Source organism: Pigmentiphaga sp. CHJ604 (assembly GCF_036972535.1).
Classification (GTDB): Bacteria; Pseudomonadota; Gammaproteobacteria; order Burkholderiales; family Burkholderiaceae_B; genus Pigmentiphaga; species Pigmentiphaga daeguensis.
Window position 1 is genome coordinate 4,861,719 of sequence record NZ_CP136998.1, and the last position, 13,635, is coordinate 4,875,353.

Annotated in this window: 13 protein-coding genes; 7 read left to right on the forward strand and 6 right to left on the reverse strand. The window is 67.0% G+C overall.

Annotated elements, in window-relative coordinates:
* Positions 1 to 27: 27 nt before the first annotated feature.
* The 5 genes from R4823_RS23315 to ffh are packed head-to-tail and all read right to left on the reverse strand — an operon-like array spanning position 28 to position 4,990.
* A complete protein-coding gene (locus R4823_RS23315; RefSeq protein WP_132980552.1) occupies positions 28 to 663 on the reverse strand; it encodes an ABC-type transport auxiliary lipoprotein family protein in 636 nt (211 codons plus the stop codon).
* A complete protein-coding gene (locus R4823_RS23320; RefSeq protein ID WP_087841676.1) occupies positions 660 to 1,598 on the reverse strand; it encodes an MlaD family protein in 939 nt (312 codons plus the stop codon). The genes R4823_RS23315 and R4823_RS23320 overlap by 4 nt, the downstream gene beginning before the upstream one ends.
* The gene (locus tag R4823_RS23325) at positions 1,599 to 2,393 is read right to left on the reverse strand and encodes an ATP-binding cassette domain-containing protein (protein WP_207958688.1); all 795 of its coding nucleotides are present in this window, start codon (positions 2,391 to 2,393) and stop codon (positions 1,599 to 1,601) included. It abuts the gene before it with no gap.
* The gene (locus R4823_RS23330) at positions 2,387 to 3,529 is read right to left on the reverse strand and encodes an ABC transporter permease (protein WP_132980551.1); all 1,143 of its coding nucleotides are present in this window, start codon (positions 3,527 to 3,529) and stop codon (positions 2,387 to 2,389) included. Before R4823_RS23330 ends, R4823_RS23325 begins: the two co-directional genes overlap by 7 nt.
* A gap of 42 nt (positions 3,530 to 3,571) precedes the next feature.
* Positions 3,572 to 4,990 carry a signal recognition particle protein gene (gene ffh, locus R4823_RS23335; protein WP_087841678.1) on the reverse strand — a complete coding sequence of 473 codons (1,419 nt, stop codon included), beginning with the start codon at positions 4,988 to 4,990 and terminating at the stop codon, positions 3,572 to 3,574.
* A gap of 23 nt (positions 4,991 to 5,013) precedes the next feature.
* Here ffh and ccsA point away from each other — a divergent pair, with 23 nt between their 5' ends.
* The 7 genes from ccsA (at position 5,014) to R4823_RS23370 (ending at position 13,041) form a co-directional block, all read left to right on the forward strand.
* The gene (ccsA, locus tag R4823_RS23340) at positions 5,014 to 5,865 is read left to right on the forward strand and encodes a cytochrome c biogenesis protein CcsA (protein WP_087841760.1); all 852 of its coding nucleotides are present in this window, start codon (positions 5,014 to 5,016) and stop codon (positions 5,863 to 5,865) included.
* Positions 5,866 to 5,886: 21 nt separating this feature from the next.
* A complete protein-coding gene (locus tag R4823_RS23345; protein ID WP_087841679.1) occupies positions 5,887 to 6,132 on the forward strand; it encodes a PP0621 family protein in 246 nt (81 codons plus the stop codon).
* On the forward strand, positions 6,129 to 6,704 hold the full coding sequence (ampD, locus tag R4823_RS23350; RefSeq protein WP_087841680.1) for a 1,6-anhydro-N-acetylmuramyl-L-alanine amidase AmpD: 576 nt from the start codon (positions 6,129 to 6,131) through the stop codon (positions 6,702 to 6,704). The genes R4823_RS23345 and ampD overlap by 4 nt, the downstream gene beginning before the upstream one ends.
* Positions 6,705 to 7,169: 465 nt before the next feature.
* Positions 7,170 to 10,067, forward strand: a complete 2,898-nt coding sequence (locus R4823_RS23355; protein WP_087841681.1) for a ribonucleoside-diphosphate reductase subunit alpha — start codon at positions 7,170 to 7,172, stop codon at positions 10,065 to 10,067.
* A 26-nt stretch (positions 10,068 to 10,093) separates the two neighbouring features.
* On the forward strand, positions 10,094 to 11,257 hold the full coding sequence (locus R4823_RS23360; protein ID WP_087841682.1) for a ribonucleotide-diphosphate reductase subunit beta: 1,164 nt from the start codon (positions 10,094 to 10,096) through the stop codon (positions 11,255 to 11,257).
* A 379-nt stretch (positions 11,258 to 11,636) separates the two neighbouring features.
* Positions 11,637 to 12,158 carry a histone H1-like DNA-binding protein gene (locus tag R4823_RS23365; RefSeq protein WP_087841683.1) on the forward strand — a complete coding sequence of 174 codons (522 nt, stop codon included), beginning with the start codon at positions 11,637 to 11,639 and terminating at the stop codon, positions 12,156 to 12,158.
* Between the two features lie 325 nt (positions 12,159 to 12,483).
* Positions 12,484 to 13,041 (forward strand): YggT family protein, encoded by a 558-nt coding sequence (locus R4823_RS23370; RefSeq protein WP_087841684.1) that lies wholly within the window; start codon positions 12,484 to 12,486, stop codon positions 13,039 to 13,041.
* A gap of 72 nt (positions 13,042 to 13,113) precedes the next feature.
* Here R4823_RS23370 and R4823_RS23375 read toward each other — a convergent pair whose 3' ends face one another.
* Complete coding sequence (locus tag R4823_RS23375) at positions 13,114 to 13,608, reverse strand: glycine zipper 2TM domain-containing protein (RefSeq protein ID WP_338616237.1); 495 nt, start codon at positions 13,606 to 13,608, stop codon at positions 13,114 to 13,116.
* Positions 13,609 to 13,635: the final 27 nt, after the last annotated feature.

Here is a 13,635-nt window from a genome sequence, read left to right on the forward strand (position 1 = left end):
CGTCCACAATCCCGGTACGGGCGGCGATTACTCCGGCCTGCCGGATTGAACAGCGGCCCCCTGCTCCACCGCCCACTGGACCACCTGCGCGGCCAGCGCGTCGGTGGCCAGGCCGAAGGCCGACACCACGGCCGGCACCTCGACCCCGCCCGCCGGCTGCGCGACCTCGAAGCTGCGCGAGGCCACCACGCGCCGCGTCGAGGTCGAGATCAACCGCGCGTCCAGGCTGACGACCGCATGGGGCACCGCGCCGCGGTATTCGCTCTGGAAGGCCCGCAGGTCGCTGTCCAGCTCCAGGTCCGCGCGCACGTTGCTGTCGGTGGTCGACACCGACGCGACGCGGCCGTCCAGCCTGAAGGCCTGCGCCAGGCGGGTGCGCACCAGGGTCGGCGGCGCGTCGGTCCAGCGCGCTCCGCCATAGGTGCTGATCTGGTCGCCCTGGACGATGACGGCGATGCGCGCGCTGTCCAGCACGGCGTTGGCATGGGGGCTGCGTATGCGCAGCGACCAGGCCTGGGCCCTGCCTCCCGGCGCAGGCGCCGCCTGCGTGGCCGGCAGCCGGTAGATGTCGACCGTCTTCTGTTCCGGCAGCAGCGTGCACGCCGAAGCCAGCACCGCCAGCGACATGCCCGCCCAACGGATGATTGCGCCCGCGCGTCTCATGGGGTGAACTCCTTGGGTTGTTCGCGGCCCAGCAGGTAGTCGGCCGGATTGTCCTCGAGGCGGCGGGTGATGGCCCGCAGCGACGCCATCGTCGCCTGCATCTCGCGCAGCGCGCCGCCCAGCTCGCTCAGGCTCTGGGCGCCGCTGCCCAGCGCGCCGCGATTCTCCTGCACCAGCCGGTCGATGCTGTCGCTGGCGCGCGCCAGCGAGGCCATGGCCTGCTGGGCGCTCTGCATGGTGTCCTTCCCCTGCGAGCCGACCAGTTCGTCGGTGTGCGTCATCAGCGAGTTGGCCTTGGCCAGGGCCTCGGACGTCTGCCGGCCGATCTCGCCCAGTTGCCCGCTCAGCTTCGCGAAGCCCTCGCGCTGCGCGGCCAGCTCGGCGGTGCTTTCCTCGAGATGTTCCAGGATGCGGCTGATCTGCCGGGCATTCTGGGGCGACATGATCTGGCGCGCGCTGGCGACCATCTCGTTGATGTTCAGCATCAGGTCCTCGCCGCCCGCCAGCAGCTGGGTGATGGGCGACGGCAGGGCCACGATGACCGGCACCTCGTCGCCCTTGGGCAGGAGGCGCGGGCTCTCGGGCGTGCCGCTGCCGAGCTGGATCACCGAGGTACCGGTGACGCCGGTCAGGCGCAGGCGCGCCACCGTGTCCTCCTTGACCGGCACGTCGCTGGCGATCCGTATCCGCGCCACCACCTTGCGCGGGTCCACGGGATCGAGCCGCAGCCGCGCCACGTCGCCCACCTTGATGCCGCTGTACATGACGGCGCTGCCCTCGGACAGTCCGTTGACCGCTTCGTTGAACACGATGTCGAACTGCGCCACGCTGGCGTCCGAATGGCTCTTGGCCAGCCACAGCGCGAACAGCAGGGCCCCCGTCACCGCGATGACGAGGAACAGGCCGATCACGACATGATGCGCCCGGGTTTCCATCTACTCCTCCTTGCGCGGCCGTTCGGCCGCCCGCGACGCCGCGCGTCCGCGCGGCCCCTGGAAATACTCCTGTATCCACGGATCGTCGACCCGCTCCACCACTTCCAGCCGGTCCACCACCAGCACCTTGCGCTGCGACAGCACCGCCACCCGGTCGCAAATGGCGTAGAGCGTATCCAGATCATGCGTGACCAGGAACACGGTCAACCCCAGCGCATCCCGCAAGGTGCGGATCAGGTCGTCGAAGGCGGCCGCGCCGATCGGATCCAGTCCCGCCGTGGGCTCGTCCAGGAACAGCAGGTCGGGATCCAGCGCCAGGGCGCGCGCCAGCGCCGCCCGCTTGACCATGCCGCCCGACAGCGAGGCCGGGGACTTGGCGCCGGCCTCGACCGGCAGGCCCGCCAGCGCCAGCTTGAGCCGCGCCAGCCGCTCGGCCTCGGGCCGCGCCAGGCCCGCGTGCTCGATCAGCGGCAGCGCGGCGTTCTCGGTCACGGACAGCGAGGAGAACAGCGCGCCGCGCTGGAACAGCACCCCCATCCGGCGCTCCTGGCGCGAACGCAGCTCGGGGGACAGCTCGTCCAGCGCCTGGCCGAACACCTGCACGCTGCCGGCGGTCGGCCGCCGCAGCCCCACGATGGAACGCAGCAGCACCGACTTGCCCGAGCCCGACCCGCCCACCACGCCCAGGATCTCGCCCCGGCGGATGTCCAGGTCCAGCCCTTCGTGCACGGTCTGGGCGCCGAAGCGGTTGACCAGCCCGCGCACGCGCACGATGGGTTCGTCGGCCGTCACCATCCCATCTCCATGAAGAACAGCGCCGCCAGCGCGTCGATCAGGATCACCATGAAGATCGCCTGCACGACGCTGGAGGTGGTGTGCTCGCCCACGGACTGGGCGCTGCCGCTGACCTTGAAGCCCTCCAGGCAGCCGATCACGGCGATGATGAAGGCCAGGATCGGCGCCTTGACGATGCCCACGTAGAAATGCCGCACGTCCAGGCTCTCGCGCAGGGTGGACAGGAACAGCGACGGCGGGATGTCCAGGCTCCAGGCGCAGACCACCATGCCGCCGGCGATGCCGGTCAGCATGGACATGAAGGTCAGCACGGGCAGCGACACCAGCATGGCCAGCACGCGCGGCAGCACCAGCATGTTGATGGGGTCGAGCCCGAGGGCCCGGATGGCGTCGATTTCCTCGTTGGCCTTCATCGAGCCGATCTGCGCGGTGAAGGCGCTGGCGGTCCGGCCCGCCATCAGGATGGCGGTCAGCAGCACGGCGAACTCGCGCAGGAAGGCGAAGCCGACCAGGTTGATCGTATAGAGCGTGGCGCCGAAGTCCCGCAGCACCGTGGCGCCCAGGAAGGCCACGACGGCGCCGACCAGGAAAGTCAGCAAGGCGATGATGGGAACGGCGTTCAGTCCGATCTGCTCGATCTGGGCGACGGTGGCCGTGAGTCGCCACGTGCGCGGACGCACCAGCGAACGGCCCAGGCTTTCGAGCGTCAGGCCGATGAACCCGCACAGGCCCACGGCGTGCTTCCAGAACTGCTCGGCGGCTTCGCCCACGTGGCACAGCAGCTCGGCCACCGGCGACGGCGGCTCGGGTGGCTTGCATTGCTGGACCGCGCCCTGGGCGCGGATGATGGTGTCGAGCAAGGCGCGGCGCGATGCCTCCACCGGGGGGCCGGAGGCCAGCAACCCGGGCAGGCGCTCCGCGCCCAGCAGGTCGACCAGCAGCGCGGCGCCCGCGGTGTCCAGGACGCCCAGCCGGCTGAGGTCCAGCACGCGCACCTGGGGGATCGCATCGAAACGGGCGGTCTCGCGGCGCAGGGCCTCGAAGCCCGCCAGCGACCAGTCGCCCTCGACCGACAGGCGGCCGTCGCCGGCTGCGGCATCCCACACTAGACGGCCTGGCTGCGGCGCTGCGCTCATCGTTCCTGGAGACGGGACCACGGAACCGCGATTGTCGGGGCTTTACTTGAGTCCAGGCAAGCCTTTCATGCCGCGCAGCGCCTTCATGCCGCCCATGGCGCGCATCATCTTGGCCATGCCGCCTTTCTTCATCTGCTTCATCATGGCCTGCATCTGCTCGAACTGCGACAGCATGCGGTTGACCTCCTGCACCTGCACGCCGGCGCCGGTGGCGATGCGGCGCTTGCGCGAGGCCTTGATCAGCTCGGGCTTGGCACGCTCGAGCTCGGTCATGGAGTTCAGGATGCCTTCCATGCGCCGGATCTGCTTGCCGGCCTGCTTGCTGTCGATTTGCGAGGCCGCCTGCGAGAATTGCGCCGGCAGCTTCTCCAGCAGCGAGCCCATGTCGCCCAGGTTCTTCATCTGCGCGATCTGGGCGCGGAAATCGTTCAGGTCGAACTTGTCGCCCGACTTGAGCTTGGCGGCCAGCTTCTGCGCCTCGTCCACGTCGATCGCGCGCTGGGCTTCCTCGACCAGCGACAGGATGTCGCCCATGCCCAGCACCCGCTGCGCCATGCGCTCGGGATGGAAGGGCTCGAGGCCGGACAGCTTCTCGGACACGCCGACGAACTTCAGCGGCTTGCCGGTGACGTGGCGCACCGACAGCGCGGCGCCGCCGCGCGCATCGCCATCCAGCTTGGTCAGGACCACGCCGGTCAGCGGCAGGGCGTCGTTGAAGGCCTTGGCCACGTTGACCGCGTCCTGGCCCAGCATGGCGTCGACCACGAACAGGGTCTCGATCGGCTCGAGCAGGGCATGCAGCGCGCGGATCTCGTTCATCAGCGCCTCGTCGATGCCCAGGCGGCCGGCCGTATCGACGATCAGCACGTCGTAATGGTGCTTGCGGGCATGGTCGAGCGCGTTGCGGGCGATGGCCTCGGGCGCCTGGTCGGCCGACGAGGGCAGGAAGTCGACGCCGGCCTGTGCGGCCACGGTCTTCAACTGCTCGATGGCGGCGGGACGGTAGACGTCGGCGCTGACCACCAGCACCTTCTTCTTGCCCGTCTTGCGGCCGTTCTGGACATGGCCGCCTTCGGCCAGCCAGCGGGCCAGCTTGCCGGTGGTGGTGGTCTTGCCCGAGCCCTGCAGGCCCGCCATCAGGATCACGGCGGGGGGCTGCTGGGCCAGCGACAGCTCGCTCGCGTGGGGTCCGAGGTCGCCGCCCATGAGGGCGGTGAGTTCCTTGTGGACCACGCCCACCAGCGCCTGGCCGGGCGTCAGGCTGCCCATGACGTCCTCGCCCAGCGCCTTTTCCTTGACCCGCGCGACGAACTCGCGCACGACCGGCAGGGACACGTCGGCTTCCAGCAGCGCCAGACGGACTTCGCGCAGCATTTCCTGCGTATTCGCCTCGGTCAGGCGCGCTTCCCCCTTCAGGGTCTTGACGACGCGCGACAGGCGGGCGGTAAGGTTATCGAGCATGAATGGGATTCGCTTACACTTCCATGGATATGGGAATTGTATTGCACGCACTGGCTGCGGCCGGTTACGCCTTGTTGACGGTATTCGCGTGGCGAGCCGTCTCGTCGCACCCCGAACCCCGGACCGGCTCCGCCGAGCGCCTGGGGCTGGCGCTGGTGCTGATCCTGCACGGCCTGGCGGTCCAGCAGGCCATGCTGGGGGACGGCAACCTGAAACTGGGCTTCGCCCTGGGCATCTCGGCCGCGCTGTGGCTGGGCCTGGTCGTCTTCTGGGCCGAAAGCCTGTGGGTGGCCATCGACGGCCTGCGGCTCTGGCTGATGCCACTGGGCGTGATCGGCACCGTGCTGCCCGTGGTCTTTCCCGAGGGCCGCGTCATCGCCCATGCCGACAGCGGCTGGCTGCGCGTGCACCTGGCGATCGCGCTGGCCGCCTACAGCATGATCACCATCGCCGCCCTGCACGCGCTGCTGATGGCCTCGGCCGACCGGCGCCTGCACGACATCTCGGCCAGCAACCCGCCCCAGCCCCGGCACTCGGCCCGGGTCTACGCCCGCCTGTTCGACGCCGTGCCGCCCCTGCTGGTGCTCGAACGCCTGCTGTTCCGGCTGATCTGGGTCGGCTTCGTGCTGCTGACCCTGGCCGTCATCAGCGGCATCGTCATCTCCGAGTCGCTGTCGGGCACCGCGCTGCCCCTGGACCACAAGACCGTCTTCACGCTGCTCTCATGGCTGACCTTCGGCCTGCTGCTGCTGGGACGCCAGGTCTGGGGCTGGCGCGGCCGCATCGCGCTGCGCTGGACGCTGGTCGGCTTCGCCTTCCTGCTGCTGGCCTACACCGGCACCCGGTTCGTGCTCGAGTTCATCCTGCACCGCTAGAAACCAGGACCCCCAACCACCATGGGCAAGCTACTTTTCTGGGTGTTCGTCATCGTGGTCGCCCTGCTGGTGGCCCGCATCGCCGCCCGCAGCGCGGTCAAGGGCCACCGCCGCGAATCGCGTCGGGCCGACGCCAGCCGCTTCCCGGCCGACGGCATGGTGCGCTGCGCCCATTGCGGCATCCACCTGCCGCCGTCCGAAGCCGTGCGGCGCAAGGGCTATAACTATTGCAGCCTGGCCCACTCGCTGAAGGGTCCCGGCAAATGAACGTCGCCGCGCGGCTGGACGGCCAGGGCTGGATCGACCACCCCGCCGTGCGCCGGGTCCCTTCCCCCAACACCGACGAGCGGCCCCCCGGCACGGAAATCTCGCTGCTGGTCCTGCACAACATCAGCCTGCCGCCCGGCGAATTCGGCGGCCCCTACGTCGAGGCCCTGTTCACCAACACCCTCGATTGCGATGCCCACCCCTGGTTCGACTGCCTGCGCGGCCTGAAGGTCTCGGCCCACTTCCTGATCGACCGCAACGGCGCCATCGTCCAGTTCGCCAGCACCGACCGCCGGGCCTGGCACGCCGGCGTCTCCTGCCACGACGGCCGCGAACGCTGCAACGACTTCTCCATCGGCATCGAACTCGAAGGCTGCGACACCGTGCCCTTCACCGACGCCCAGTACCGCGCCCTGGCCTGGCTCACCCCGGCCCTGCGCGCCCGCTACCCCCTGCAGGCCGTCCGCGGCCACGAGCACATCGCCCCCGGCCGCAAGACCGACCCCGGCCCCGCCTTCGACTGGGCCCGCTACGGCCGGGAAACGGGCTGGACCGCCCTTCCCCTCCTGTAGAATCTCGCCCTCGCCAACCCCGGCCCGCCCACGCCCAGCCCGCGCCCGCTCTGTTTCACGCGCTGCAAACGCCGCATTTCACGCGTGCCTCGTGCACCTTTCGTCGTGAAACACGCATGGTTGCTGGCTGTCTAATAAATAGAGCCCGATTTGCCTATGCGAGCGCCGGATTCTCTCCGCCAGCAACATTTTGACACTTGCCGTACAATCTGCACCCCCCTAGAATTAGTGCCTTGCCGGTCACACACCACTAGATGTAGTGCCCGCGCTGCAAGGGAGGGGGAAAACATGGCTTATCCAGACCAGCCCGGATGTGCGGCGGCCACTGCCGCGCACCTCGTCGTTAGGCCCCAAGCCGCGCTCCGGCGCGGCCTGACGCCCTTGTAATCAAGAATATTCGCTGCAAATCCCAGAACACCGAGTACCGGCGCGGCCCCCCGCGCCTTCATGCATCCAGGAGGCCTTATGCAACTCTCGACTCCCTCGGCCCAATCGACCGCTGCGCCGCTAGCTTCCAAGCCCGCACAGACCGAAGCCGACCAGACCGCGTATTCCGACCACAAGGTCATCCGGCGCAACGGCGCCGTGGTCGGATTCGAACCCGGCAAGATTTCCATCGCGCTGACCAAGGCCTTCCTGGCCGTCAACGGTGGCCAGGGCGCTGCTTCCGCGCGTGTGCGCGAGCTCGTCGAAGGCCTGACCAAACAGGTCGTCCACGCGCTGGTCCGCCGCCAGCCCAGCGGCGGCACGGTCCATATCGAAGACATCCAGGACCAGGTCGAACTGGCGCTGATGCGCTCCGGCGAGCATGACGTCGCGCGCGCCTACGTGCTGTACCGTGAAAAGCGCGCCCAGCAGCGTGCGCTGATGCACACCTCGCCCGACCAGGCGGTCGTGCACGTCACCGAGAACGGCCTGCGCATCCCGCTCGACCCCCAGCACCTGCAGGCCATCATCCAGGCCGCGTGCTCGGGCCTGGAGGAATTCGTCTCGGCCGAGGGCATCTTCAAGGAAACCGTCAAGAACCTGTACGACGGCGTCTCCACCGACGAGATCTTCAAGTCCGCCATCCTGGCCGCGCGCTCGCAGCTGGAAAAGGATCCGGCCTACAGCACGGTCACGGCACGTCTCTTGCTGCACACCATCCGCAAGGAAGTGCTGGGCGAGGAGGTCGAACAAGCCGCCATGGCCACGCGTTACGCCGAATATTTCCCGCAGTTCATCGCTCGCGGCATCGAGGGCGGCCTGCTTGACCCCAAGCTGGCCACCTTCGACCTGGCGCGCCTGGGCGCGGCGCTGAAGGATACGCGCGACCTGCAGTTCACCTACCTGGGCCTGCAGACCCTGTACGACCGCTACTTCCTGCACATCAAGGGCACCCGCATCGAGCTGCCGCAGGCCTTCTTCATGCGCGTCGCGATGGGCCTGGCCCTGGAAGAAACCGACCGCGAAGCCCGCGCCATCGAGTTCTACAACATCCTGTCGTCGTTCGACTTCATGAGCTCGACGCCGACCCTGTTCAACGCCGGCACCCTGCACTCGCAGCTGTCGTCGTGCTACCTGACCACGGTGGCCGACAGCCTGGAAAGCATCTACGACGCCATCAAGGAAAACGCGCTGCTGGCCAAGTACGCCGGCGGCCTGGGCAACGACTGGACCCCCGTGCGCGCGCTGCGCAGCCACATCAAGGGCACCAACGGCGAAAGCCAGGGCGTGGTCCCCTTCCTGAAGGTGGTCAACGACACCGCGGTGGCGGTCAACCAGGGCGGCAAGCGCAAGGGCGCCGTGTGCACGTACCTCGAGACGTGGCACCTGGACATCGAGGAATTCCTCGAACTGCGCAAGAACACCGGCGACGAGCGCCGCCGCACCCACGACATGAACACGGCCAACTGGATCCCCGACCTGTTCATGAAGCGCGTCATGGACAATGCCGAATGGACCCTGTTCTCGCCGTCCGACTGCCCCGACCTGCACGACAAGGTCGGCAAGGAATTCGAGAAGGCCTACCTGGGCTATGAAGCCAAGGTCGCCAGCGGCGAACTGAAGCTCTTCAAGAAGATCCCGGCCATGTCGCTGTGGCGCAAGATGCTCTCGATGCTGTTCGAGACCGGCCACCCGTGGATCACGTTCAAGGATCCCTGCAACATCCGCTCGCCCCAGCAGCACGTCGGCGTCGTCCACAGCTCCAACCTGTGCACCGAGATCACGCTGAACACCAACGAGTCCGAGATCGCGGTCTGCAACCTGGGTTCGGTCAACCTCGTCGCGCACTTGAAGACCAACGCCGACGGCACGGTCGAGCTCGACCACGACAAGCTGCGCAGCACGATCCACGTCGCCATGCGCATGCTCGACAACGTGATCGACATCAACTATTACGCCGTCGACAAGGCCCGCAACTCCAACCTGCGCCATCGTCCCGTCGGCATGGGCATCATGGGCTTCCAGGATGCGCTGCACATCATGCGCGTGCCCTACGCGTCGGATGCCGCCATCGAATTCGCCGACCGCTCGATGGAAGCGGTGTGCTACTACGCCTACCTCGCGTCGACCGAACTGGCCGAGGAACGCGGCCGCTACTCGTCGTTCGAAGGCTCGCTGTGGGACCGCGGCATTCTTCCGCAGGACTCCATCAAGCTGCTGCGCGAAGAGCGCGGAGGCTACGTCGACATCGACGAAAGCGCGTCGATGGACTGGAATGCGTTGCGCGAGCGCATCAAACTGCATGGCATGCGCAATTCGAACTGCATCGCTATTGCCCCGACGGCGACGATTTCCAATATCATTGGCGTATCTGCGTGCATTGAACCGACTTATCAGAACTTGTACGTCAAATCGAATCTCTCCGGCGAATTCACGATCGTCAACGATTACTTGGTGCGTGATCTCAAGAAGCTCGGGCTGTGGGACGAGGTGATGATCGCAGACCTGAAGTACTTCGATGGCAGTCTCGCCAAGATCGACCGGGTGCCTCCCGAGCTGCGCAAGCTGTATGCGACGGCCTTCGAGGTAGAGCCCCGTTGGCTCGTGGAATGCGCGGCGCGCCGCCAGAAGTGGATCGACCAGTCGCAATCGCTCAATATCTATATGGCGGGCGCATCGGGCAAGAAGCTGGACGAGACGTACAAGCTGGCCTGGCAGCGCGGCCTGAAGACCACCTACTACCTGCGCACCCTGGGTGCGACCAGCGCTGAAAAATCGACCGGACGCGGCGGCGAATTGAACGCCGTGCCCACGGCCTCGTCCAATGCGGGAATGTCCGCGGCGGGCACCAACCTTCCGGAACCGGAAATCGTCGGGGCGGTATGCACCATGAAGCCGGGTGACCCTGGCTTCGAAGAGTGCGAAGCCTGCCAATAACCCCCGCTGAATACCGGAGTCGATCTATGTTGTCTTGGGACGAAGAAGTATCCACCCCCTCCGCCACGCCGGCCCTGCAGCCGGCGGGCACCGCCGCGCCGCGCGAACACGCCGGCGCGTTCGACGAGGTCGCGCTGGCCGCGGGCGCTGCGGCGCCCGGCACCGCCTCCTCGCGTCGCGTCAACATCGCGGACAAGCGCATCATCAACGGCCAGACGGACGTCAACCAGCTGGTCCCGTTCAAGTACAAGTGGGCTTGGGAAAAATACCTGGCCACCTGCGCCAACCACTGGATGCCGCAGGAAATCAACATGTCGCGCGACATCGCGCTGTGGAAGAACCCCGAGGGCCTGACCGAGGACGAGCGCCGCATCATCAAGCGCAACCTGGGGTTCTTCGTCACGGCCGACTCGCTCGCCGCGAACAACATCGTGCTGGGCACGTATCGCCACATCACCGCCCCGGAGTGCCGGCAGTTCCTGCTGCGCCAGGCCTTCGAGGAAGCGATCCACACCCACGCCTACCAGTACATCGTCGAAAGCCTGGACCTGGACGAGTCGGAAATCTTCAATGCCTACAATGAAGTTCCGTCCATCCGCGCCAAGGACGAGTTCCTGATCCCCTTCATCGACGCCATCGCCGACCCGAACTTCAAGACGGGCACGCCGGAGGCCGACCAGACCCTGCTGAAGTCGCTGATCGTCTTCGCATGCCTGATGGAAGGCCTGTTCTTCTACGTCGGCTTCACCCAGATCCTGGCGCTGGGCCGGCAGAACAAGATGACCGGCGCGGCCGAGCAGTACATGTACATCCTGCGGGACGAGTCCATGCACTGCAACTTCGGCATCGACCTCATCAACACGATCAAGCTCGAGAACCCGCATCTGTGGACGCCGGAATTCCGCGAGGAAATCCGCGGACTCTTCCGCAAGGCGGTCGAACTCGAATACGCTTACGCCGAAGACACCATGCCGCGCGGCGTGCTGGGCCTGAATGCGCCGATGTTCAAATCGTATCTGCGCTTCATCGCCAACCGCCGCTGCCAGCAGATCGGCATCGAACCGCTGTTCCCGCAGGAAGAGAACCCCTTCCCGTGGATGGCGGAAATGATCGACTTGAAGAAAGAACGCAATTTCTTTGAAACGCGTGTGATCGAGTACCAGACCGGCGGGGCGCTGAGCTGGGACTAGACCACACGTAGACAGGATCAGGCGCCCTCGGGCGCCCGGCAGGGCCCGGATGAGTTCAGACGCGGCGCATGGGGCAGGTCCCCTCGCCCAGCGCACCATCCGGCCCCTGCGCATGTTGCTTTGTCGAAGACGAAGCATTGGCGGCCGGGCAAACGGGGGTGTCATCCGGCAGGCGGGAAACCGCCTGCCAAGTCATTCGACATGGGTCGCACCAGTTGCGGGGTATGTCGAATGGCTGTGTGCAGCATTCATTAGCGCAAACTGATTCCGCTGTTGAGGTTTCGTTCACCAGCAGGGCTTGCGCCGATGAATAGCCCGTGAGGATGGTCCGAGCGGGTTCGTGTTCTGGGTCCCTGAACGTCTCGTAAAGGAGCAGACCATGGCGACAGCCAAGAAGGCCGCGAAGAAAGCGGTAGCCAAGAAAGCCCCGGCTAAGAAAGCCCCGGCCAAGAAGGCGGCAGTGAAGAAGGTTGCGGCCAAGAAGGCCCCGGCCAAGAAAGCCGCAGTGAAGAAGGTCGCGGCCAAGAAGGCCCCGGCCAAGAAAGCTGCAGTGAAGAAGGTCGCGGCCAAGAAGGCTCCGGCCAAGAAAGCCGCAGTGAAGAAGGTTGCGGCCAAGAAGGCTCCGGCCAAGAAAGCCGCAGTGAAGAAGGTCGCAGCCAAGAAGGCCCCGGCCAAGAAGGCTGCCGCCGCCAAGAAGCCCGCGGCGAAAAAGGCCCCGGCCAAGAAGGCCGCTGCTGCCAAGAAGCCTGCTGCGAAGAAGGCGCCGGCCAAGAAGGCTGCTCCCAAGAAGCCTGCAGCCAAAAAGCCTGCCCCTGCGCCGTCCACCGCGGCTGCGCCGGGCGCGAAAACGGCGCTCAACCCTGCCGCTGCTTGGCCCTTCCCTACGGGCAGCCGCCCGTAAGCCCTAATCGGAGCGCCTTGCGCTCTGATTCAAACCCCGCCAAGGTGCGAGCTTTGGCGGGGTTTTTTGTGGCCCCCCTACGCGCTTCGCGCGCCCCCCAGGGGGCGATGCGGGTGGACCGGCGGAGCCGGATCCACCGCATCCTGGGTCTGCGTAGGATATCTCGGTGCGAAGCACCGCTTGCTTGCCTTGATCCAGGGCACCGCGGATCCGGCTTTGCCGGTCCGCCAGTGCCGCCCCCTGGGGGGCGCGCGTCAGCGCGTAGGGGGGGTTATAATCTTTTGCTTACAACCTGCTGAACAGCAGTACGGTGCCCGGAGTCCTCATGGTTGGCGATATCGCCCGGTTTTTGCTCAACGTCGTTTTCACCCTTTACGGGGCCGTGCTGTTGCTGCGCTTGTGGCTGCAGTTCGTGCGGATGCCGCCGTACAACCCCATTTCGCGGACCGTGTTCCAGGTCACGGACTGGATCGTGATTCCGCTGCGGCGGGTGCTGGGGGGGCGGGGTGGCGTGGATTGGGCCTGCCTGGTGGCGGCCTGGCTGACGGCGCTGGTCTATCTGGCGGCCATCATCCTGGTTGCGGGGGGCAATCCGCTTTCCATGCTGCCCGAGGGGCTGTGGATCGCGCTGATGCTGATGCTCAAGTGGTCCATCAATCTGGTGATGTGGGTCACGCTGCTGATGGTGATCCTGTCGTGGGTCAACCCCGGCGCGCCGGCCATGCCGGTCCTTCACGCGTTGACGGCCCCGCTGCTGGATCCGATCCGGCGCGTGCTGCCTTCGCTGGGTAGCCTGGATCTGTCGCCGCTGGTCCTGTTCCTGCTGACGCAGATCGCGCTGATGGTGCTGTCCCGCATCGGCCTGCCCATCTTCGGGCTGTAAGGCCACGCGGGCCCAGGGCCCGCCCCGGTATCGATGCGGCGCCGCCGGGTAAGCGGCGCCGGCCTCGTTGCCTTACAGGTGCGTGACGCGGGTGGCGCCCGTGCCGCTCAACACGCGCACACGGTCCCCGACATAGAACATCTCGTCGGCTTCCTGCACGATGGAGCGCAACTCCCCGTTCTGGAAGCGGACGGTGATTTCCAGGCCTTCGCGCTTGGACATCCCGCCTTCCACGGCCTGCCCGGCGATGCCGCCGGCGATCGCGCCCAGCACCGAGGTGATGATCTGGCCACGGCCCCCACCTATGCTGCTGCCCGCCACGCCGCCGACGATCGCGCCGCCGGCCGTGCCCACGCCGGTCTGGCCGCGGTCGATCGTGACGCGTCGCACCGACTCCACCGTCCCCATGCGCACCACCTGCTCGCGCTGAGCCTGGTTGCGGTCATAGACCGACGCCGAGTTGCTGCCCGTCGCGCATCCGGCCAAAAGCGCCAGCGCCGACAGCGCGGCCGCCACCGCCAGGGCGCGCCCGGCAGCCAGGGAAAGAGACGAATTGCTTGGGTTCATAGAGCCATCCTGATGGAAAAGCGGAGA